Genomic DNA, 20912 nt, shown 5'->3' with positions numbered 1-20912 from the left:
GGCGCGGCCGTGACGCTCGTCATGGGCATCCTCAACGTGACGCCCGACTCGTTCTCCGATGGGGGTCGGTTCTCGGAGCACGACGCGGCGATCGCCCGCGGCCTCGAGCTCTTCGCGCAGGGTGCAGCGCTGGTCGACGTGGGCGGCGAGTCCACCCGCCCTGGTGCCGTGCGCGTGCCGGTCGACGAGGAGATCCGCCGCGTGGTGCCCGTCATCCGGGCGCTCGCGAGCGAGGGCGTCGCAACCAGCATCGACACCATGAACGCGGTCACGGCCCGTGCCGCCGTCGAGGCCGGGGCGAGCATCGTCAACGACGTCTCCGGCGGGCTCGCGGATCCCGAGATGGCCGCCACCGTGGCCGGACTCGACGTCGACTTCGTCGCGATGCACTGGCGCGCTCACTCCACCGAGATGGACGGCCGCGACACCTACGAGGACGTGGTCGCCGAGGTGGGGCGCGAGCTCGACGCCCGCGTCGCCGCCCTGGTGGCGGCGGGCGTCCCCGACGACCGCATCGTCCTCGATCCCGGGCTGGGATTCTCGAAGGTGACCGACTCGAACTGGCCGCTGCTGGCCCGCATGGACGAGTGGGCGCGCGGCCGGCGCGTGCTGATCGGCGCGTCGCGCAAGCGGTTCCTGGGCGCCGCGATCGCGCGGCCGGGCGTCGACGCCGCGGACCCCTCCGCGCGCGAGCACGCGACCACCGCGGTGACCGCGCTTGCGGCGGCGGCGGGGGCGTGGGGCGTGCGGGTGCACGATGCGGGGGCGGCCGTGGATGCGGTGCGCGTCGTGTCGGCTTGGGAGAACGCGGCGCGAGCGCAAGGATGGGACGCATGACGACTCCGGCTGTGACTCCGTACCTCAAGGATGGGGTCGAACTCGACCAGATCATCGTGCAGGGCATCCGGGTGACCGGTTTCCACGGGGTGTACGCGCCCGAGAAGGAGACGGGTCAGCTGTTCCTCGCGGACGTGGTCGCCCACGTGTCGACGCGCGCCGCCGCGGGGCGTGACGACCTCGGGCGGACGGTGAACTACTCCGACATCGCGGACCGCGCCGCCGAGATCCTGGGCGGCGACCCCGCGGACCTGCTCGAGACGGTCGCCGAGCACATCGCGCGCGCGATCCTCGAGATGGACGGCGTGCACTGCGTCGACGTGATCGTCCACAAGCCGCAGGCACCGCTGCACGTCGAGTTCCGCGACGTCGCGGTCAAGATCCGCCGCGACCTGCGCTCCGGCGGGCTGTGGGCGGACAAGCGCATCGGGTCCTCGGCGGGCGCGCCGGGCGATCCCTTCGCGCCGGTGCTGGTGCCCAAGGGGCCGGCGGACACCCGTCCCGCACAGCCACTGCGCGCGTACCTCGCGCTGGGCGGCAACATCGGCGACGTCGACGCGACCTTCCGCGAGGCGCTGTGGGAGCTGCACCGCATCCCGGGGATCTCCGTGCAGAGGGCATCCTCCCTGTTCAAGACGCGGCCCGTGGGTGGTCCCGAGCAGGACGACTTCCTCAATGCCGTCGTCGAGGTCGAGACCGCCCTCGCGCCGCGCGAACTCCTGGCTGCGTGCCAGGGAGTCGAGGTGCTGCACGGGCGCGAGCGCCTGGTCGAGAACGGTCCGCGTACCCTCGACGTCGACATCCTCGCGTATGGCGACCTCGAGATCGACGCCGAGGACCTGGTCATCCCTCACCCGCGCGCGACCTCGCGCGCCTTCGTGCTGCAGCCCTGGGCGACTCTCGCCCCGGAGTTCGAGGTCGCCGGTGCCGGTCGCGTCGCCGACCTCGCCGCCGCGGTTGGCACGGAGGGCGTCGAGCTGGTGGCCGCGCAGTGGCCGGCGTCGCCCGAGGCGCCTCACCAGGCATGACGATGCCTGGCCCCGGTCTGTGTTCCCTCAGGCGACGCTCGAGCGAGAGTCCGCGATGACGCCGCTGAGCAAGACGCGCCTCGCGATCATCGCGGTCGTGATGGCCGCCGTCGCGTGGGGCATCACCCGGCTGGGACTCGCGGCGGGGCGCTCGCCGCTCGCCGTGCCATGGACCGTGGTCGTGGTGGCGGGTGCCGGCGCGGCGCTGGCCCTCGCCTTCGGGTGGTCCGTGCGGCAGTATCGCGCCGGGCACAACCCGGGGCTGAGCGCGATGCGTGCCACACGCACCGCGGTGTTCGCCCAGGCGTGCGCGTACACGGGCTCGATCATCGCGGGAGCGTTTGGCGGCTATGCGCTCGCGCTGGCCCTCGAGTGGTCGCATGCGCCGCGCCGGGAGGTCGCAATCTCCGCGCTCGTGGCGGTCGCGGGTGGCTTGGTGCTCGCGGTGGCGGGACTCGTCGCCGAGCACTGGTGCAAGCACGACGGCGGCGACCGCGAGGACTCCGCCCCCGCGTAGCGGGCTCACTTGCCTCTGCTCGCCCCCGTCCCTGTTTCGCGTGCCCCCCGTCCCTGTTTCGCGTGCCCCCCGTCCCGCACGCTATGGGACGCTCATGGTCGCCTTTCGGAGTTCTTGGCGCGCCATGGGACGGTCATTGTCGCGGGGCGTCATCCCTCCGCGCCGACCATGGATGTCCCATGGGAGGCGCCAACCTCTCGAAACCGACAATGGCCGTCCCATGGCGCGCTCCGGTGGGTGAAGCGGCGGGTGGCGCGATGCTGGCAGACCCGGTGCGAAGTGGAACACTGATCCCATGACCTGGTACACCAACGCAGATGCCCCCTGGACCCACGTGTCGCGCCGCCTCATCACGGCTCGGCTCATCACGTTGTGGATCTGGATGGCGCCGCTGGTGATCGCGGGACTGGTGATCACCGCGCTCTCCTCCGAGCCCTGGTTCCTCGCCCTCACCGGCGCCGGGCTCGCGCTCGGTGCGTGGTTCTCGTGGATCGTGGTCCGTCAGGTCACCGTGCACGCCTGGGCCGAGGGCGAGGAGGACCTGCTGGTCCGCCGGGGACGCATGTTCCGCTCGGTCACCGTGGTGCCCTACGGACGCATGCAGTACGTCGACGTCAAGGCGGGGCCGCTCGACCGCGCGCTCGGCCTCGCGACGGTCCAGCTCCACACCGCGTCACCTGGCACGGACGCCTCGATCGCGGGGGTGCCTGCCGAGGAGGCCGCGCGCCTGCGCGACCGCCTCACCACGCGCGGAGAGGCGAGGCTCGCCGGGCTATGAGCGACACCCCCGTCTACGAGGCGCCTCGCGAGTGGACGCGGCTCCACCCCGTCTCCCCCTGCTCGGCGGGTGGGCCGTGGTGGGTGCCGTCTTCGCCTATTTCCTCTACCAGAACATGCCGTCCTGGGTCGTGGGCGACGACTACGACTTCCTCGACGAGTTCCCCGTGCTGTGGGTCGCGATCGCGGCCGTGATCGGCTTCGCCGCGGTGCTGAGCGTCTCGTACTGGCAGTGGCGTCGCACCGAGTTCCGCCTGGGTGACGACACCGTGTACCTGCGCCAGGGCATCGTCACCCGTCAGCAGCGCCAGGCACGCCTGGACCGCCTCCAGGCGGTTGACGTGGTCCAGCCGCTGCTCGCGCGCGTGTTCGGGTTCGCGGCGCTCAGCATCCAGGTCGCCGGAGGAGAGGACTCGAGCGTCGAGCTCAAGTTCCTGCGCCTGGGCGACGCGGAGGCCCTGCGCAACGAGATCCTCTACCTCGCCGCCGGCCTCAAGCGCGAGCGACAGAACCAGCAGGACCCCCAGGCGCCAGGGGAGGAAGGCGCCCACGTCGCCCCGGCATCGTCCCTTCGCGACCTACGGGCACATCTGGGCGAGCGCGCGGAGGCGCTGGGCCGCCCGGAGGACATCCTGCGCGGCACCGAGACCGCGCGCACCGCGATCGCCGCGGCCGTCGAGCGCGAGGTCTATAAGGTGCCGACCGGGCGACTCGTCGTGTCGACGCTGCTGAGCGGCCCGGCGCTGCTCGTGATCGCGCTGCCGATCGTCGCGGGAATCGCGGTGCTGTTCTTCCACCTCGACATCGTCGAGGCGGTCGGCGCGATCGTGGGCACCAGCCTCGTCGCGATGTTGGGTGCGCTCGGCGCGCTGTTCAGCTTCTTCTGGACCCGTCTCAACGGAGGGTTCGGCTTCACGGCGGGCATCTCCGAGGACGGGTTGCGCTTGCGCCACGGGCTCATGGAGACGCGTCGTCAGACGGTGCCGCCGGGGCGCGTCCAGGCCATCCGCCTGCACCAGCCCCTGCTGTGGCGCTGGACCGACTGGTGGCGCGTGACCATCAACGTCGCCGGCTACGGCGAGGACAGCGAGTCCGTCTCGGTGCTGCACCCCGTCGCGACCAGGCAGGAGGCGCTCACCGCGGTGTGGCTCGTGCTGCCCGACCTGGGCGACCCGGACCCGCACGGCACGCTCGGCTACGCGATGCACGGGACGGGCGACGAGGGTGGGTTCCTCACGAGCCCGCCCGCCGCACGCAGGGTCGATCCGTGGCAGTGGCGCTTCCGTGGCGTGCGCGCGACCGAGCGGGCGCTGCTCATCCGCCGCGGCCGCTGGGAGAAGGAGCTCTTCGTGGTCCCGCACGAGCGCACGCAGTCGCTCGGCCTCTCGCAGGGGCCGATCCTTCGCGCGCTCGGACTCGCGAACGTCGAGGTCCACTCCACCTCGGGCCCCGTCACGCCCATCGCGGCGCACCTGTCGCAGGAGGACGCGTTCGCGCTGCTCGACGCACAGGCCGCGCGCGCCCGCGCGGGCCGGCGCCGCCAGACCCCCGAGCAGTGGATGGCGGCGGTGGGATTGGACGATGCCGTGGTCGCCGATGCCTGACACGACCGGTCCCGCCGCGCGCGGCCACGAGGTGCGCGGGAACACGCGCCGTCCCGGCCGCCTCCGGATCGGGCTCGTGGGGGCCGGCCGCGTGGGCGCGGTGATCGCCGCCGCCCTGCGCGAGGTGGGCCACGAGGTCGTCGCGGCCTCGGCGGTGTCGGACGCGTCGCTCGCGCGCGTCGAGGCGCTGCTTCCCGGCGTGCCGATCGCCCCGCCGGACGAGGTCGTGCGCGCCGCCGAGCTCGTGCTGCTCACGGTTCCCGACGACGAGATCGCTGCCGTCGCCGCCGGACTCGCGGCCGTCGAGGCCTGGCGGCCCGGGCAGCTCGTGGTCCACACGAGCGGCCGCCACGGGATCGCGATCCTGGCGGACGCGGCGACCCCTGGCATCGTCCCCTTGGCGATCCATCCCGCGATGACCTTCACCGGCACGTCCATGGACCGCGCGCGGCTGCACGATGCCGTGTTCGCCGTGACCGCGCCGCCGGGCATGCTGCCGATCGCGCAGGCGCTCGTGGTCGAGATGGGCGGCGAGCCGATCGTGGTCGAGGAGTGGGACCGGCCGGCGTATCACGCCGCGCTGGTGCACGGCGCGAATCACGTGGTGACCGCGGTGACGCAGGCGAGCGCGATGCTCGCGAGGATCGGCATCGAGGAGCCGGCGCGCGTGCTCGGGCCGCTCACGCATGCGTCCGTCGATGGGGCGCTGCGCGAGGCCCCCGGCGCGGTCGCGACGCTCACCGGTCCGGTGGTGCGCGGCGATGCCGGCACCGTCGCGGCGCACCTCGAGGCGCTCGCGCGTCAGCCCGAGGCGCTCTACGCGTACCGGGCCATGGCGCGCGTCACGGCCGACCTCGCGCTCAGCGGGGGACGCATCGGCCCCGCGCAGTACGCGGACATCATCGCGACGCTGGGGCCCGACGCGCCCCTCGTGGCGGGCGACACGGACACGGAGGCCTGATGCGCATCGTCCATACCGCGGCCGAGCTGCGGGGCCCCGCGATCCGTCCCGCGCGACGCGCGGGCGACCGCCCCAGCCGTGCCGTCGTCATGACGATGGGTGCGCTGCACGAGGGCCACCTGTCGCTCGTGCGCGCGGCCCGCGAGGCGGCGGACGAGGTCGTGGTGACCGTGTTCGTCAACCCTCTGCAGTTCGACGACCCCGCTGACCTCGATCGTTATCCTCGTACCCTTGAGGCGGACGCCGCCCTGCTCGAGCCGCTGGGCGTCGACGTGGTGTTCGCGCCCTCCGTCGAAGAGGTCTACCGCGGCTGGCCGCCGGTCGTGACGGTGTCTGCGGGGGAGATCGGCCGGGTCTTCGAGGGGGAGCACCGTCCGGGACACTTCGACGGCGTGCTCACGGTGGTGTGCAAGCTGCTGGGGCTGACGCAGCCCGACCTCGCGTTCTTCGGTCAGAAGGACGCGCAACAGGTGATCGCCGTGCGCACCATGGTGCGGGACCTGTCGATGCCGGTCGAGGTGGTCGCCGTCCCCACCGTGCGCGACGCGGACGGCCTGGCGCTGTCCTCGCGGAACGTGTTCCTGTCTCCCGCCGAGCGCACGCGCGCGCTCATCCTGTCGCGGGCACTTCGTGCGGCCGATGCCGTGGCCAGGTCGGGCGGCACGCTCGCCCAGGTGGTGGAGGCCGGGCGCGGCACGATGGCGGAGGTGCCCGAGGTCGAGCTCGACTACCTCGATGCGCTCGACCCGGTGTCCGCGCAGCCACTCGACGCGGGTTACCGTGGTGTGGCCGTGATCGCCGTCGCCGCCCGCGTGGGCGAGACGCGACTCATCGACAACGTCGTGACGCGCATCGGCCCCCTCGCCGACTGACGCGACCTCGGAAGGACCCCATGACCTCGCTTCAGCGCACCATGCTCACCGGCAAGATTCACCGCGCCACCGTGACGCAGGCGGACCTGCACTACGTCGGCTCGATCACGATCGACGCGGACCTGCTCGATGCCGCCGGTGTGCTGCCCGGGCAGCAGGTCGACGTGGTCGACGTCACCAACGGCGCGCGGCTCAGCACGTACGCGATTCCGGGCGAGCGCGGGTCCGGCGTGGTGGGCATCAACGGCGCCGCGGCGCATCTGGTGCATCCGGGCGACGTGGTGATCGTGATCGCATACGGCCTGTTCGCGGACGCCGAGGCGCGCGTCTTCGAGCCCAGCGTCGTGTTCGTCGATGCGTCGAACCGGATCGTGTCGCGCGGCGCCGACCCCGGCCAGGTGCCCGAGGGCTTCGGGCTCGAGGCGTCGGGCGTCCCGCTGAGCTGACGCGCGGCTCGCGCTCCTTCCCGGCCTGCGCCGCCTGCGCCGCCCACCCCGCCTGCGCCGCCTGCGCCGCCCTTCTTCGCGGCTCGACTGCGCTACCCCGCGGCTCCGCCACACGTTTTCGCGGCTCCGCCACACGGGCATCGGCGTGTCGTCGGCGTGTCGGGGCCTGAGCCCCGCGAACTGCGCCGATTCTCGCGTCCTCGTGTGGCGGAGCCGAGGGCGGGCGCAGGCGAATGCCGCGAGCGGGTGCGGGCGAATGGTGCGAGCGGGTGCGGGCGAATGCCGCGAGCGGAGGGGGCGAGTGCCGCGAGAAGGCGACACAGCGCGCCGGCGGTAGCCTGAGCGAATGACCGCCTTCGTGCGCCGCCTCGCCGCGCCTCAGCCCGGCTGGACCATCGACACCGACGTCATCGTGGTGGGATCAGGAATCGCCGGCCTCACCACGGCGCTCGACCTGCGCGAGCGGGTCGACCGCGTGCTCGTCGTGACCAAGGGCGTGCTCAGCTCCGGCAGCACGGTCTGGGCTCAGGGTGGAATCGCGGCGGCGATGGATCCCGATGACACCCCCGAGGAGCACCTCCAGGACACCCTGGTGGCGGGAGTGGGACTGTGCTCCGAGGAGGCGGTCCGCGTGCTTGTCACGGAGGGTCCGCATTCGGTGCGCAAGCTCCTGCGCCGCGGTGCGCAGTTCGACCTGGGTCCCGACGGCGACCTCACGCTCACGCGCGAGGGCGGCCACCACCGGGACAGGATCGCGCATGCGGGCGGCGACGCGACCGGAGCCGAGATCTCGCGCGCGCTCGTCGAGCAGCTTGAGGCGGTCCGCAACGATCCCGGCATCGAGGTGATCGAGCACGCGATGGTGGTCGACCTCCTCACGGCCGCGCCCGATGCCGACGGTCGCCCCGGTCCCGTGTGCGGCGTCACTCTCCACATCATCGGCGAGGGCTCGCGCGACGGCGTGGGCGCAGCGCTCGCGAAGGCCGTGATCATCGCGACCGGCGGAATCGGCCAGGTCTTCCGCTCGTCCACCAACCCGGCATCGTCCACGGGCGACGGACTGGCCGTGGGCCTGCGCGCGGGCGCGGCCGTCGCGGACGTCGAGTTCGTGCAGTTCCACCCGACCGTGTTGTGGCAGGGCGCGAATGCGCGCGGGCAGCTGCCCCTCATCTCCGAGGCCGTGCGCGGAGAGGGCGCGTACCTGCTGAGCGCCGCGGGTGAGCGCTTCATGGTGGGCCGCCACCCGCTCGCGGAACTCGCGCCGCGCGACGTGGTGAGCAGGAACATCGTCGACGTGATGCGCGAGGAGGACGCCGACTCGGTCTTCCTCGACTGTCGCCACCTCGACGGCGCGTTCCTCGAGAGGCGCTTCCCGTCGATCTGGGCGTCGCTCGCCGAGCACGGAATCGACATGTCCCGCGACCTCATCCCCGTTGCGCCGGCGCAACACTTCCACTCCGGCGGCATCCTCACGGACCTGCACGGACGCTCGACGCAGCGCGGCCTCTACGCGATCGGCGAGGCCGCATGCACCGGCGTGCACGGCGCCAACCGGCTCGCCTCGAACTCGCTCCTCGAGGGGCTGGTCTTCGCGCGCAGGGCCGCGCGGGACGCGGCCGCCATGGTGGACGATGCCGTGCTCGAGCAGCTCGAGCCCGTCGAGCGGGCGGGGGAGTCGGCCCTGGTACCGGCGACGATGCGCGCGAGGGTGCAGGCGATCGCCCACGAGGGCGCGGGGCCGGTCAGGGATGGCGACGGTCTCGACGATGCCGCGGCCAGGCTCGACCGCATCCGCGCGCGCTTCCACACGGAGCCGGTCACGGCGGTCATGCCCCAGACCGCCGAATGGGAGACCACCAATGTGGTCGCGACCGCGTCCGTGCTGGTCCAGGCGGCGCTGATGCGCGAGGAGTCCCGTGGCGGGCACCTGCGCGAGGACTTTCCCGACACCGATCCCGCGTGGGCCGTGCGCCTCGGGGCGCGGCTCGACCCGGACGGCGAGCTCGAGTTCATGAAGGCGCCGCTCGAGCTGGGGTGACGGGGGCTCTCTGCCTTGTTTTGCCTTGTTTTGCCTTGTTCTGCCCTGCTCTGCCTCGCTCACGGCTCCGCCACACGCCGGCGACCATGGATGTCCCATGGCGCGTCGCCACGTCGCAGAAGCGACCACCAGCGTCCCATTGCGGGTCAGGCGTGTGGCGGAGCCGCGAGAGCCGCGGGAGAGCGGCGCGTGTGGCGGAGCCGCGAGAGCCGCGAGAGCCGCGAGAGAGCGGCGCGTGTGGCGGAGCCGCGGGGCGGTCAGGCCGGTTGGAAGGCCCCCGTCGCGAGCTCGAGATCGCGGACGGCCTCGACGAGCGTGAACATGCCGCCATCGAGCGTGGCCGAGTCGAACCCGTGCTGCGCGAGCACGCGGTGCGCGTAGTACGACCGCACGCCCGAGGCGCACAGCACGCGCACGGGACGGCCGGCCGCGAGCTGCTTGACGCCCTCGATGTACTCCCTGATGTGCGTGTGCGGGAGGTTGATCGCCTCGGGCAGGTGGCCCATGGCGTACTCGCGCTCCGAGCGCACGTCGAGAATCAGGGCGTTGTCCCGAGCCCACGGGAGGTCACCCGCTGTCCACACCTTGGTGGTCCCGTTGACCACATTCTGCGCAAGGAAGCCCAGCATGTTGATGGGGTCCTTGGCGGATCCGAAGGGGGTGCGTATGCGAGTTCGAGCTCCGCGATGTCATCGGCAGAGAAGCCCGCCCGCAGCGCGGTCGCGAGCACGTCGATGCGCTTGTCGACGCCCTCGGGGCCCACGGCCTGTGCGCCGAGTAGCGTCCCCTCGGGGGAGAATACGCCCATGAGGTGAAGCACCTCGGAGCCGGGGAAGTAGCCCGCGTGGTTCCCGGGGTGGGTGTGCACCACGAAGTACTCGATGCCGGCCTGGTCGAGCATGCGCGGGCTCGCGCCCGTCATGGCGGCGGTGAGGTCGAAGGCGCGCACGATCGCGGTGCCCAGGACGGGCTGCGCGGCGTCGGCGCGCCCCATGATCGCGTCGGCGGCGCGGCGGCCCTGACGGTTGGCGGGGCCCGCGAGCGGCACGGGTCCGACCTGGCCGGTGACGCCGTGGCGCACGGCGATCGCGTCGCCGGCGGCCCAGATGTGCGGGTCCGAGGTCTGCTGACGCTCGTCCACGAGGATCGCGCCACGCGGGTCGAGCTCGAGGCCCGCCTCGCGTGCCAGCGCGGTGTTGGGGCGCACTCCCACAGAGACCACCACGATGTCCGCGGGCACGCTCGAGCCGTCGGACAGCGCGACGGTAACCGCGGCATCGTCCGCAGCCGAGCCCCCGGCAGCGGAGTCCCCGGCAGCGGAGTTCGCCTGCACGCCCGTCGCCGCCACGCCCACGCGGACGTCGACGCCGTGAGCGATGAGCTCCTTCTCGACCAGCGCGCTCATCTCGGGCGCGAGTGGGGGCAGCACCTGCGGCGCGAGCTCGACCAGGGTGACGTCGAGGCCGCGGTGGCGGAACGCCTCGGCGGTCTCGAGGCCGATGAATCCGGCGCCCATCACGACCGCGCGCTTCGCGGTCGAGGCACGGGCCGCGAGCTCGCGTGCCTCGTCGACCGTGCGCAGGTGCGTCACCTGCGGCAGGTCCATGCCGTCGATCGGGGGCAGGATCGCGTCCGCGCCGGGGGACATCACCAGCGCGTCATACTCAAAGGTCTCGGTGCCCTCGGGGGTCGCGACCAGGACGGTCTGTGCGTCACGGTCGATCCCGATCACCTCGTGCTCGATGCGCACGTCGAGGTCGAGTTCCGCCTTGAGGGAGGCGGGGGAGTGGAGCAGCAGGTACGACTCCTGCTCGATCTCGCCGCCCACGTGGTACGGCAGCCCGCAGTTGGCGAACGAGACGTACTTGCCCTTCTCGAACACGATGATCTCGGCCTGCTCGTTGAGCCTGCGGGCGCGGGCCGCGGCGCTCATGCCGCCGGCGACGCCTCCGATCACGATAATGCGCATGGGAGTCCTTCCGGTGAGGGGGGTTGCACCCATGCTAACAGATACCCCCGGGGGTATATTCCGACCTTGGTCCCAGGTGCTCCGCGACGGCCGTCAGGCCAGCGACATGAACATCTTCTGGAGGCGCTCCTTGGCCTCCGTGGTGTCCTCGTCGGCGCGCACGCACTGCTCGAGGCCGGTCGCGATCATGGTGAATCCGGCGCGGTCGATCGCCTTCGACACCGCCGCGAGCTGGGTCACGACGTCGGCGCACTCGCGACCCTCGTCGATCATCTTCAGCACTCCCGCGAGCTGGCCGTGGGCGCGGCGCAGGCGCTTGACCACGGGGTCCATCTCCTCCGCGGACAGGTGAATCTCGGCCATCGCATCCTCCAGATGGGGTCGGCTTGTGGGGATCAGGATACCCCGTGGGGGTATATCGGGGAATGCCCGAAAGGTCCCGGGTATGCCGCGCGTAGTCCCCACCTGCCCCGTGCCCCCGAGAGCCTCCGCTCCCGCGCCCCCGAGAGCCTCCGCGCCCGCGACCACGCCGCGCCGCGCCACAATGGCCCCATGACTCGCGTCCCGCATCCCGAGGAAGTTGCCCTGGCCGCCGCCACGATCGCCCCGCTCGACCGCGCCGCGCTCGCGCGCATCGTCCGCACGTCTCTCGACGAGGACCTGGGCAGCGACCCGGGCCGTGACGTCACCACCCAGTCGACCATCGCTCCCGAGGCGCGCGTCGCGGGCGTGGTCGCGGCACGCGAGGACTGCGTCCTCGCGGGCATCGACGCGATCGAGGAGACCCTCGCGCAGGTCGCCGAGCGGCTGAGCCTGCCCGCCCCTCACGTGACGCGCGAGGCCAGCGACGGGGACCGCCTCCCCGCCGGGGGGTCGTCGCGCGCCTCGAGGGGCCCGGACACGTGGTCCTCATCGCCGAGCGCACCCTGCTCAACCTGCTGTCGCGCGCGTCGGGCGTCGCGACGCACACGCGTCGCTGGGCGGACGCGCTCGAGGGCACGGGTGCGCGCGTGCTCGACACGCGCAAGACCACGCCGGGCCTGCGCGAGCTCGAGAAGTACGCGGTGCGCGTCGGCGGCGGGACGAACAAGCGGATGGGCCTGTTCGACTGCGCGATGGTCAAGGACAACCACATCGTCGCCGCGGGCTCCGTCGCGGCCGCGATCGCGCGCATCGGTGAGCGCTTCCCCGACGTCCCCGTGCAGGTCGAGGTGGAGTCGCCCGCGCAGGCGCGAGAGGCGATCGCTGCCGGCGCGCGCTTCCTCATGCTCGACAACATGAGCGCCGATGCCATGGCCGCGCTGGCGGCCGAGGTCCGGTCGGGCGAGCGCGGGTCGGGAGAGGGCGAGTCGGGAGAGGGTGGGCCGGGCGGCACGGGCAAGGTGTGGCTCGAGGCGACCGGAGGCCTCACGCTGGCGAACGTGCGCGACGTCGCGGCCACGGGCGTCGACTTCATGTCGGTGGGCGCGCTGACCCACAGCTCGCCGATCGTCGACCTGGGTCTCGACCTCGCCTGACCCCGAGGCCCATGAGTGCCGCACTCACCGCCGCCGATAGACTTGCCGCCGTGACTGAGCAGACCGCCGCGCCCGCCGCGCCCCCGCCCCCGCCGAGGACATCCCCGAGCAGATGCGTGTGCGCCGCGAGAAGCGCGACCGGATCATCGCCGCGGGAGGCGAGGCCTACCCCGTCGCCGTGGACCGGACGCACGAGATTGCGGACGTCAAGGCGACCTACGCGGGCCTCGAGGACGGCGAAGAGACCCAGGACATCGTGGGTGTCGCGGGCCGCGTGGTGTTCATCCGCAACACCGGCAAGCTGTGCTTCGCATCGATCCAGGACGGCGCGGGCGAGCGCCTGCAGATCATGCTGAGCCTCGCCGAGGTGGGAGAGGAATCCCTCGCTGCGTTCAAGGCGGACGTCGACCTGGGCGACCACCTGTTCGCCAAGGGGCGCGCGATCAAGTCGCGACGCGGAGAGGTGTCGGTCTTCGCTCACGAGTGGGCGATCGCCGCGAAGGCGCTTCGCCCGCTGCCGGTGCTCCACAAGGAACTCTCGGAGGAGTCCCGCGTCCGTCAGCGCTACGTCGACCTCATCGCGCGGCCGCTCGCGCGCGAGACCGCACGCAACCGCGCCGCGATGATGCGCAGCCTGCGCGAGAGCCTGCACGCGCGCGGCTACATGGAAGTCGAGACGCCGATGCTGCAGACGCAGCCGGGCGGCGCCGCTGCCCGTCCGTTTATCACGCACATGAATGCGTTCGATATCGATCTCTACATGAGGATTGCCCCCGAGCTATTCCTCAAGCGCGCCGCCGTGGGCGGAATCGAGAAGGTCTTCGAGATCAACAGGAACTTCCGCAACGAGGGCGCGGATTCCTCGCACTCGCCCGAGTTCTCCATGCTCGAGGCGTATGAGGCCTACGGCGATTACGACACCATGGCGACCCTCACGCGGGACTTGGTGCAGGGTGCGGCGGACGATCTCTTCGGCACCCGTGTGGTGACGCTCGTCGACGGCACGGAATATGACCTGTCGGGAGACTGGACGAGCCTCACGATGTATGGCTCGCTCTCCGAGGCGCTGGGTGAGGAGATCACGCCCGACACGACGGTCGCTCGCCTCCAGGACCTGTGCGACGCGGTCGAGCTCAGCGTCGACCCGAAGCGCATCAACCACGGCAAGCTGGTCGAAGAGCTGTGGGAGCACCACGTCGGGTCGACGCTGAGCGCCCCCACCTTCGTGCGCGACTTCCCCGTCGAGACCAGCCCCCTCACCCGCGACCACCGGTCGATCCCTGGGATCGTCGAGAAGTGGGACCTCTACGTGCGGGGCTTCGAGCTCGCCACCGCGTACTCGGAGCTGGTCGATCCTGTCATCCAGCGCCAGCGCTTCGAGCAGCAGGCACTCATGGCGGCGCAGGGCGACGACGAGGCGATGCGCCTCGACGAGGACTTCCTCACCGCCATGGAGTACGCGATGCCGCCGAGCGGCGGCATGGGCATGGGGATCGACCGCCTGCTCATGGCGCTCACCGGACTGGGCATCCGCGAGACCATCCTCTTCCCCCTGGTCAAGCCCACCGAGGACTGACGTGGACACGTGGGTGGCGGTCACCGTCGGCATCATCCCGTCGATCGGGGTGGGCCTGCTGTTCTGGTTCTCGATCCGCGCCGTGATTCGTGCGGATCGCAATGAGCGGGCCGCTCTCGCCCGCGAGGATGCCGCCTTGTCGGCACAGGATCGCGCCGAGGCTCCTGACGAGCCGCCCGCGGCGTAGTCCCCACTCGCACCGCCGCGCATACAGCACCGAGGTCCAAAATTCTCCGCGCGCGATTTATTCCCGGGCATTTCGCATGGCATCAAATTGACGCCCTAAGTCAAAGGTGCGAATATCGGGTCACCCCCTGTGAAAGGAATTCCCCGTGGCTCAGAAGGTTCAGGTTGTTCTGGTGGACGACATCGACGGCTCGGCAGCCACCGAGACTGTCGCATTTGCCCTTGATGGCTCGTCGTACGAGGTGGACCTCACCGCGGCCCACGCCGCCGAGCTTCGCGACGCCCTCGCGCCGTGGATCAAGGCTGGCCGCCGGGTGTCCGCCCGCAAGTCGCCCGCGCGTTCGCGTCGCGCCGCGTCGGACGCCTCGACCATCCGCACGTGGGCCAAGGCCAACGGCGTCGAGGTGCCCGAGCGTGGACGCATCCCCGCCAAGGTCCGCGAGGCCTACGACGCCGCCCAGTAGGACGGTGTGGTGACGCTGCTCTGGGGCACCTACCCGGCGGCGGGGCTCGGCACTCCCGCCGGGTTGGGCGAGGGCATCTGGGCCCAGGCCGGCACCGGCGTGGGTGGTGCGGCGCAGGTCCTCGACCTGCCCGCGCCGTCCTTCCTGCTGGCCCACCCGCGGCTTCCGCTCGCCTACGCGGCGAGCGAACTGCCCGCCAGCACCCTCACGGTGCTGGATGTCTCGCGCCCCGCCAGCCCGCGCATCGTCGCGTCGCTGTCTACCGGCGGCGCGGACGCCTGTCACCTCCTGCTCGCCCCCGACGCACGCACGCTCTACGTCAGCCACTATTCGAGCGGCGACCTCGCGGTCGTGCGGCTCGGCGAGGACGGCCTGCCGGTGGACGATGCCCCGGCACAGTCGTTCTCGCACGCGGGCTCGGGCCCGAATGAGGACCGCCAAGAGGGACCCCATGCGCATTCGGCGGTGCTCGCGCCGGGCGGGGGCACCTCCTGGTGTGCGACCTGGGCACCGACGAGCTGCGCCGCTACCGCATCCTGGAGGACGGACTGCTTGAGTCCGACGGGATCGCCGCGACGTTCCCTCCGGGGGCCGGTCCGCGCCACGCCGCGGTGCGCGGCCATCTCATTTACGTGACGTGCGAGCTCGACCACGTGCTGCGCACGCTGCGCTGGGACGCGGCGAGCGCGACGGCGCAGGTCGTCGCGGAGACACCGGCGACCCTTGCGCCCGCGCGCTCGGCCGAGCCGCAGGACGCGCACGTCGCGCTCGTGACGGCCGAGTCACGCCGTCACGGCGGCGACCTTGTGCTCGTGAGCGTGCGCGGGGCCGACGTCATCAGCGTGTTCGACGTCGCACCCGAGGGCGAGCTCACGTATCGCGGCGCATTCGACGCCGGCCACTGGCCCCGGTACTTCGCGGTCGTGGGCGACAGGCTGCTGGTGGGGGAGGAGCGGGGCCACCGGGTGAGGGCGTATGCGCTCGCGGACGTGGTGGGACTGCCGCCCGAGCGGGGCATCGGCGACATCGCGCAGCTGCCGTGTGCCGTGGCGGAGGTCACGAGCCCCGCATGCGTCATCGCGGTCTGATACGCCGCACGCGAGAAGGCCGGGCGCCGGGACGTTGGCCACACCCGCACGGGTCGCGCCTCCGGTTAGGCTGGGCACCATGACCTACACCCTCATCCTGCTCCGCCACGGCGAGAGCGAATGGAACGCAAAGAACCTGTTCACCGGCTGGGTGGACGTCCCGCTGAACGAGAAGGGCTGGGGGAGGCCAAGCGCGGCGGCGAACTCCTCAAGTCCGAGGGCATCCTGCCGGACGTGGTGCACACCTCGCTCCTGCGTCGCGCGATCATGACCGCGAACCTCGCCCTCGACGCGGCGGACCGTCACTGGATCCCCGTCAAGCGCGACTGGCGCCTCAATGAGCGTCACTACGGCGACCTTCAGGGCAAGAACAAGGCCGAGACCCTCGAGCAGTTCGGCGAGGAGAAGTTCATGATCTGGCGCCGCTCGTACGACGTGCCGCCGCCCGTTATCTCGGACACCAACGAGTTCACGCAGGAGGGCGACCCGCGCTACGCCGGTGAGGCCATCCCGAAGACCGAGTGCCTCAAGGACGTCCTCGAGCGCGCGCTTCCGTACTGGGAGTCCGCGATCGTTCCGGACCTCAAGGACGGCAAGACGGTCCTGGTCGCCGCGCACGGCAACTCGCTGCGCGCGATCATCAAGTACCTCGACGGCATCGCCGACGACGACATCGTGGGCGTCAACGTTCCCACCGGCATCCCGCTGGTCTACCACCTGGACGAGGAGACGCTGAAGCCCACCAACCCGGGCGGCACGTACCTCGACGCCGAGGCGGCCGCTGCGGCCATCCAGGCCGTCGCGAACCAGGGCAAGAAGTAACCCCAGGCCACACAAGCGAAGCGCCCCCGACCGCGAGGTCGGGGGCGCTTCGTTGTCTCGCGAGGGCTCAGATCTTGGAGCGGTCGCCCGAGTGGTCGCCCGTCACCAGGTAGACGATGCGGCGGGACACGCCCACGGCGTGGTCGCCGAAGCGCTCGAAGTAGCGGGCGAGGAGCGCGAGGTCGAGCGTCTCCTGCGGAGAGCCCGTGTACGAGCCGTCGATGATCGCCTTGTAGGCGCGCGAGTGCAGCGCGTCGAGGTTGTCGTCGTCCGACACGATCGCGGCCGCCACGTTGAGGTCGCGGGTCTCGAGCAGGCGCACGGTCTCCGACGCGGCCTCCTTCGCCGCGGCACACATGCCCTCGAGGATCTCGCGGTGAGACTCGGGCACGGCGGACGCGGGGTAGGCGCGGCGGGCGGACTCGGCGATGTGCTGCGCGAGGTCACCCATGCGCTCGAGCGATGCGGAGATCCGCAGCGACGAGATGATGGTGCGCAGGTCGAGGCCCACGGGCTGCTGCTGAGCGATGAGCAGCACGCAGCGCTCGTCGACCAGGCCCTCGAGCTCGTCGAGCGCGGCATCCTCGGCGATGACGGTCTGCGCCAGCTCGACGTTGCCCGTGAGTAGTGCGTCGGAAGCGTGGGTGATGGCGGTCTCGACGTGACGCGCCATCGCGATGAGGTCGTCCGCGAGCTCGGACATCTCGGCATTGAACAGGGTGCGCATGGCTCTCCTTCTGGCTTAGCCCTCCCAGTCTGGCACTGGTGCGAGGGACGATGCGCGCGTCGCCCCGCCGAGGGGGTGAACAATCGGTGGCGCGCGTGAACATTGGGTGAACCCGCATCGGCGTGGTTACTGTGTGCCCATGAGTCCGGAGGTGTGGGTCGCCGCGATCGTGGGCGCCGCCCTCGGGGCCGCGGTCACGGCCGCGTACCTGCACATTCGGGGCCGCAGGCTGCAGGCGGCCGCGACCCTGGTGCCGCACCGCACGCGTCAGTTGATGTCCGTCTTGCAGTCCGGTGCCGTGGTGATCAGGCGCGACAGGCGCAGCGCGTTCTCGAACCACATGGCGGCGGTGCTCGGTGTCGCGCGGCCCGACGGAGCGTTGAACTCGGATCTTGCCGACCTCGCGGAGGAGGCCTGGCGGCGTGACCAGCCCCTCGAGGACGAGATCGCGGTCCAGCGCGGGGTGCTCGGCACGCCGCGGTTCGTGCACGCCCGCGTGACTCCGCTCGATGACGACCTCTGCCTCGCCGTGGTCAACGACAACACCGAGGCGCGCGCCGCCGAGCAGTCCCGGCGCGAGTTCGCGGTGAACGTCTCTCACGAGCTCAAGACGCCGATCGGCGCGCTGAGCCTGCTCGCAGAGACCATCGAGGAGGGCGCCGACGACCCCGAGATGGTGCGGCGCTTCTCGAAGAAGATGCGCAAGGAGTCACGGCGGCTGTCCAAGCTCATCCAGGAGATCATCGAGATCTCGCGCCTGCAGGGCGGGGCGTCGCTCCTCGAGCACGAGGTGCTCGCTCTCGACGGCGTGGTCCATGAGGCGGTCGAGGCCGCGCGGCTGGGTGCCGACGCCAGGAACATCCGCCTGGTCACCGACGTGCGCGAGCGACCCACGGTGCTGGGGGACCGCGACCTGCTCGTGATGGCGCTGCGCAACCTCATCGACAACGCGGTGCAGTATTCGGACGAGGGCGCCGAGGTCGCCATCTCGGTCGACGCGCGCGACGGCGTCGCGGCCGTAGCCGTGATCGACAGGGGAATCGGCATCGACCCCAAGGACCAGGAGCGCATCTTCGAGCGCTTCTATCGCACCGACCCCGCCCGATCCCGCGACACCGGCGGCACGGGACTGGGCCTCAGCATCGTCAAGCACGTCGCTCTCCAACACTCGGGCTCCGTCGCCGTGTGGTCCGAGCCCGGCGTGGGATCCACGTTCACCTTCAAGCTGGCCGTACATCAGGAGGCATCATGACCGAGGCGCGCATCCTCGTCGTCGAGGACGAGGAGTCGTACCGCGACTCGCTGCAGTACCTGTTCGAGCGGGAGGGCTTCGCCGTCGCGCTGGCCGCGACCGGCACTGCCGGCCTCGAGGCCTTCGTGCGCGACGGCGCCGACCTCGTGCTCCTCGACCTCATGCTGCCCGGCATGTCCGGGCCCGAGGTCTTCAAGGCGATCCGCGAGCGCTCCGACGTGCCCGTCATCATGGTCACCGCCAAGGACGACCAGGTCGACAGGATCATCGGCCTCGAGCTGGGTGCCGACGATTACGTCACCAAGCCCTACTCCGGCCGCGAACTGGTGGCGCGCGTGCGCGCGGTGTTGCGGCGCTACGCGGCCGGCCAGCGGGATATCGTCGACGAGCCGGAGCGGCTCACCGTCGCGGGCATCACGCTCGATCCCGAGCGCCTCCAGATCACGCGCGAGGGGCAGACGACATCGCTGCCGCCCAAGGAGTTCGCTCTGCTGCACCTGCTGGCCCAGAACGCCGGCCGCGTGCTGCCGCGACAGGTGATCATCGACAGGGTGTGGGGCTCGGACTACTTCGGCGACACCAAGACGCTCGACGTGCACATCAAGCGCATCCGCAGTCGCGTCGAGGCGGACCCGGCTGAGCCCGTGCTGATCCAGACCGTCCGCGGCGTGGGCTACACGTTCGAGGCCTGACCCCGCCCCACCCCGCCCCACCCCGCCCCACCCCCGCGGCTCCGCCCAACCCCTGCTCCGCCCCACCCCTGCCCAACCCCTGCCCAACCCCCGCGGCTCCGCCACACCAGTTCGCGGCTCCGCCACACGCGCATCGGCGTGTCGTCGGCGTGTCGCGCAGCGCGGGCGCCCAGACGGGCCGATGCCGGGCTACTTGTGTGGCGGAGCCGCGCCGTTCAGCCGGGGGCGGGGGGCTGGAGGGGGAACCGCAGGGGGCAGACGGTCACGATTCGGTCACGGGATGCCGGGTTCACCCGAAGTTCACCTTGCGTTCAGAATCCCCCCAACGAGCCGTTACCTCGCGTGCCTAACGTGAACGTCATCCGGCAATGAGCCGGGACCCCATGAACGTGAGGAAACCGAAGTGAAGCTTGTCACCCGTACCGGCGTGGTCATGACCGCCGCCGTGCTGTCGCTCTCGCTCGCCGCGTGCACCGCGAGCAACGAGGCCCCGGCCGAGAACGAGTCCGCGACCCCCGGCACTTCCGAGACCGCTGCGGCTGTCGAGCTCGCCGGCTCGATCAACGGTGCCGGCGCCTCGTCGCAGGAGTCCGCGATGGAGGCCTGGCGCGCCGGCTTCCAGTCGCTCAACCCCGACGTCACCGTGAACTACGACCCGGTCGGCTCGGGCGGTGGCCGCACGCAGTTCCTCGACGGCGCCACCTCGTTCGCCGGCTCGGACGCCCAGATGGACGAGGAGGAGTACGCGCTCGCGATGACCCGTTGCGACGGCGACAGCGGCGCGATCCACCTCCCGATGTACATCTCGCCCATCGCGGTGATCTTCAACCTCGAGGGCGTCGACTCCCTGAACATGGACGCGGACACCATCGCGAACATCTTCAACGGCACGATCACCACCTGGAACGACGAGGCCATCGCAGCGCAGAACGAGGGCGTCACGCTCCCCGACACCGCGATCACGATCGTCCACCGCGCCGACGAGTCCGGCACCACCGAGAACTTCACCGAGTACCTCGCCGCCGCCTCGACCACCTGGGGCGAGGAGCCCTCGGGTGACTGGGTTGGCGCCGCGGGCGAGTCGGGCCAGGGCACCTCGGCCCTCGTCCAGATCGTTCAGGACAACGTCGGCACCATCGGCTACGCGGACGCCTCGCGCGCCGGCGAGCTCGGCACCGTCGCCCTGAAGGTCGGCGAGGAGTACGTGCCGTTCTCCGCCGAGGCTGCCGCCGCGGTCGTCGACGCCTCTCCCGCCGCGGAGGGCACCAACGGTGAGAACGACCTCGCGATCCACCTCGACCGCACCACGACCGCCGCGGGCGCCTACCCACTGGTGCTCGTGTCCTACTCGATCGCGTGCCAGTCGTACGAGGACGAGACCGAGCGCGCGCTCGTGACCGGATTCCTCAAGTACATCGCCTCCGCAGAGGGTCAGGCGAAGTCCGCCTCGGCCGCGGGCTCCTCGCCCATCTCGGCGGACCTGTCCGCGAAGATCACCTCGATCCTCGACGAGATCGCGGCCGCGTAACACACCCAGGA

The 20912-nt window shown here is 71.5% G+C and carries 20 protein-coding genes and 2 pseudogenes; 18 read left to right on the top strand and 4 right to left on the bottom strand.

Features of this window, described 5'->3' with window-relative positions:
- The first annotated feature begins 9 nt into the window (after positions 1-9).
- From folP to QUE44_RS08565, 9 genes are all read left to right on the top strand, one after another.
- Positions 10-837 carry a dihydropteroate synthase gene (gene folP / locus QUE44_RS08605; protein WP_286214114.1) on the top strand — a complete coding sequence of 276 codons (828 nt, stop codon included), beginning with the start codon at positions 10-12 and terminating at the stop codon, positions 835-837.
- Complete coding sequence (gene folK, locus QUE44_RS08600; protein ID WP_286214113.1) at positions 834-1865, top strand: 2-amino-4-hydroxy-6-hydroxymethyldihydropteridine diphosphokinase; 1032 nt, start codon at positions 834-836, stop codon at positions 1863-1865. Before folP ends, folK begins: the two co-directional genes overlap by 4 nt.
- 19 nt (positions 1866-1884) lie before the next feature.
- Positions 1885-2382 (top strand): DUF3180 domain-containing protein, encoded by a 498-nt coding sequence (locus QUE44_RS08595; protein WP_286214112.1) that lies wholly within the window; start codon positions 1885-1887, stop codon positions 2380-2382.
- A 295-nt stretch (positions 2383-2677) separates the two neighbouring features.
- Positions 2678-3160, top strand: a complete 483-nt coding sequence (locus QUE44_RS08590; RefSeq protein WP_286214111.1) for a PH domain-containing protein — start codon at positions 2678-2680, stop codon at positions 3158-3160.
- Positions 3161-3236: 76 nt separating this feature from the next.
- Complete coding sequence (locus QUE44_RS08585) at positions 3237-4763, top strand: PH domain-containing protein (RefSeq protein ID WP_286214109.1); 1527 nt, start codon at positions 3237-3239, stop codon at positions 4761-4763.
- Positions 4756-5724, top strand: a complete 969-nt coding sequence (locus QUE44_RS08580; RefSeq protein WP_286214108.1) for a Rossmann-like and DUF2520 domain-containing protein — start codon at positions 4756-4758, stop codon at positions 5722-5724. The genes QUE44_RS08585 and QUE44_RS08580 overlap by 8 nt, the downstream gene beginning before the upstream one ends.
- A complete protein-coding gene (gene panC / locus QUE44_RS08575; RefSeq protein WP_286214107.1) occupies positions 5724-6596 on the top strand; it encodes a pantoate--beta-alanine ligase in 873 nt (290 codons plus the stop codon). The genes QUE44_RS08580 and panC overlap by 1 nt, the downstream gene beginning before the upstream one ends.
- A gap of 20 nt (positions 6597-6616) precedes the next feature.
- Positions 6617-7042 carry an aspartate 1-decarboxylase gene (panD, locus tag QUE44_RS08570; protein ID WP_286214106.1) on the top strand — a complete coding sequence of 142 codons (426 nt, stop codon included), beginning with the start codon at positions 6617-6619 and terminating at the stop codon, positions 7040-7042.
- Positions 7043-7388: 346 nt separating this feature from the next.
- Positions 7389-9080, top strand: a complete 1692-nt coding sequence (locus QUE44_RS08565; RefSeq protein ID WP_286214105.1) for an L-aspartate oxidase — start codon at positions 7389-7391, stop codon at positions 9078-9080.
- Positions 9081-9337: 257 nt separating this feature from the next.
- Here QUE44_RS08565 and QUE44_RS14120 read toward each other — a convergent pair whose 3' ends face one another.
- From QUE44_RS14120 to QUE44_RS08555, 3 genes are all read right to left on the bottom strand, one after another.
- Positions 9338-9610, bottom strand: coding sequence for a rhodanese-like domain-containing protein (locus QUE44_RS14120; RefSeq protein ID WP_350226819.1), 273 nt, complete (start codon positions 9608-9610; stop codon positions 9338-9340).
- An 8-nt stretch (positions 9611-9618) separates the two neighbouring features.
- Entirely contained in the window at positions 9619-11049 is a 1431-nt protein-coding gene (locus QUE44_RS08560) for an FAD-dependent oxidoreductase (protein WP_350226818.1), read from the bottom strand.
- A gap of 93 nt (positions 11050-11142) precedes the next feature.
- Complete coding sequence (locus tag QUE44_RS08555) at positions 11143-11403, bottom strand: metal-sensitive transcriptional regulator (RefSeq protein WP_286216732.1); 261 nt, start codon at positions 11401-11403, stop codon at positions 11143-11145.
- A 548-nt stretch (positions 11404-11951) separates the two neighbouring features.
- Between QUE44_RS08555 and nadC the strand changes: the two genes are divergently transcribed.
- From nadC to QUE44_RS08525, 6 genes and pseudogenes are all read left to right on the top strand, one after another.
- Complete coding sequence (gene nadC / locus QUE44_RS14110) at positions 11952-12566, top strand: carboxylating nicotinate-nucleotide diphosphorylase (RefSeq protein WP_350226817.1); 615 nt, start codon at positions 11952-11954, stop codon at positions 12564-12566.
- A gap of 112 nt (positions 12567-12678) precedes the next feature.
- The gene (lysS, locus tag QUE44_RS08545) at positions 12679-14142 is read left to right on the top strand and encodes a lysine--tRNA ligase (RefSeq protein WP_286214104.1); all 1464 of its coding nucleotides are present in this window, start codon (positions 12679-12681) and stop codon (positions 14140-14142) included.
- 13 nt (positions 14143-14155) lie between these two features.
- On the top strand, positions 14156-14329 hold the full coding sequence (locus tag QUE44_RS08540; RefSeq protein ID WP_286214102.1) for a hypothetical protein: 174 nt from the start codon (positions 14156-14158) through the stop codon (positions 14327-14329).
- 145 nt (positions 14330-14474) lie between these two features.
- The gene (locus tag QUE44_RS08535) at positions 14475-14792 is read left to right on the top strand and encodes a histone-like nucleoid-structuring protein Lsr2 (RefSeq protein WP_286214101.1); all 318 of its coding nucleotides are present in this window, start codon (positions 14475-14477) and stop codon (positions 14790-14792) included.
- A 6-nt stretch (positions 14793-14798) separates the two neighbouring features.
- Positions 14799-15880 (top strand): annotated as a pseudogene (locus QUE44_RS08530) (lactonase family protein).
- Positions 15768-16702: pseudogene (locus QUE44_RS08525) on the top strand (phosphoglyceromutase). The pseudogenes QUE44_RS08530 and QUE44_RS08525 overlap by 113 nt, the downstream one beginning before the upstream one ends.
- Positions 16703-16769: 67 nt before the next feature.
- Here the strand turns inward: QUE44_RS08525 and phoU are convergent.
- A complete protein-coding gene (gene phoU, locus QUE44_RS08520) occupies positions 16770-17429 on the bottom strand; it encodes a phosphate signaling complex protein PhoU (protein WP_286214100.1) in 660 nt (219 codons plus the stop codon).
- 139 nt (positions 17430-17568) lie between these two features.
- Here phoU and QUE44_RS08515 point away from each other — a divergent pair, with 139 nt between their 5' ends.
- The 3 genes from QUE44_RS08515 (at position 17569) to pstS (ending at position 20901) form a co-directional block, all read left to right on the top strand.
- Positions 17569-18681, top strand: a complete 1113-nt coding sequence (locus tag QUE44_RS08515; protein WP_286214099.1) for a sensor histidine kinase — start codon at positions 17569-17571, stop codon at positions 18679-18681.
- The gene (locus QUE44_RS08510; protein WP_286214097.1) at positions 18678-19373 is read left to right on the top strand and encodes a response regulator transcription factor; all 696 of its coding nucleotides are present in this window, start codon (positions 18678-18680) and stop codon (positions 19371-19373) included. The genes QUE44_RS08515 and QUE44_RS08510 overlap by 4 nt, the downstream gene beginning before the upstream one ends.
- Before the next feature lie 403 nt (positions 19374-19776).
- Positions 19777-20901, top strand: a complete 1125-nt coding sequence (gene pstS, locus QUE44_RS08505; RefSeq protein ID WP_286214094.1) for a phosphate ABC transporter substrate-binding protein PstS — start codon at positions 19777-19779, stop codon at positions 20899-20901.
- The last annotated feature ends 11 nt before the right edge of the window (positions 20902-20912 follow it).

Source organism: Demequina sediminis (assembly GCF_030296675.1).
Classification (GTDB): Bacteria; Actinomycetota; Actinomycetes; order Actinomycetales; family Demequinaceae; genus Demequina; species Demequina sediminis.
The sequence above is the reverse complement of the archived record's forward strand: the minus strand, read 5'-3'. Positions and strand labels throughout refer to the sequence as shown.

Bases quoted from the DNA above. Each gene is read 5' to 3' on its own strand.
- folK (WP_286214113.1), top strand. From the start codon at position 834: ATGACGACTCCGGCTGTGACTCCGTACCTCAAGGATGGGGTCGAACTC.
- QUE44_RS08590 (WP_286214111.1), top strand. From the start codon at position 2,678: ATGACCTGGTACACCAACGCAGATGCCCCCTGGACCCACGTGTCGCGC.
- QUE44_RS08580 (WP_286214108.1), top strand. From the start codon at position 4,756: ATGCCTGACACGACCGGTCCCGCCGCGCGCGGCCACGAGGTGCGCGGG.
- panC (WP_286214107.1), top strand. From the start codon at position 5,724: ATGCGCATCGTCCATACCGCGGCCGAGCTGCGGGGCCCCGCGATCCGT.
- panD (WP_286214106.1), top strand. From the start codon at position 6,617: ATGACCTCGCTTCAGCGCACCATGCTCACCGGCAAGATTCACCGCGCC.
- QUE44_RS08565 (WP_286214105.1), top strand. From the start codon at position 7,389: ATGACCGCCTTCGTGCGCCGCCTCGCCGCGCCTCAGCCCGGCTGGACC.
- QUE44_RS08560 (WP_350226818.1), bottom strand. From the start codon at position 11,049: ATGCGCATTATCGTGATCGGAGGCGTCGCCGGCGGCATGAGCGCCGCG.
- lysS (WP_286214104.1), top strand. From the start codon at position 12,679: ATGCGTGTGCGCCGCGAGAAGCGCGACCGGATCATCGCCGCGGGAGGC.
- phoU (WP_286214100.1), bottom strand. From the start codon at position 17,429: ATGCGCACCCTGTTCAATGCCGAGATGTCCGAGCTCGCGGACGACCTC.
- QUE44_RS08515 (WP_286214099.1), top strand. From the start codon at position 17,569: ATGAGTCCGGAGGTGTGGGTCGCCGCGATCGTGGGCGCCGCCCTCGGG.
- QUE44_RS08510 (WP_286214097.1), top strand. From the start codon at position 18,678: ATGACCGAGGCGCGCATCCTCGTCGTCGAGGACGAGGAGTCGTACCGC.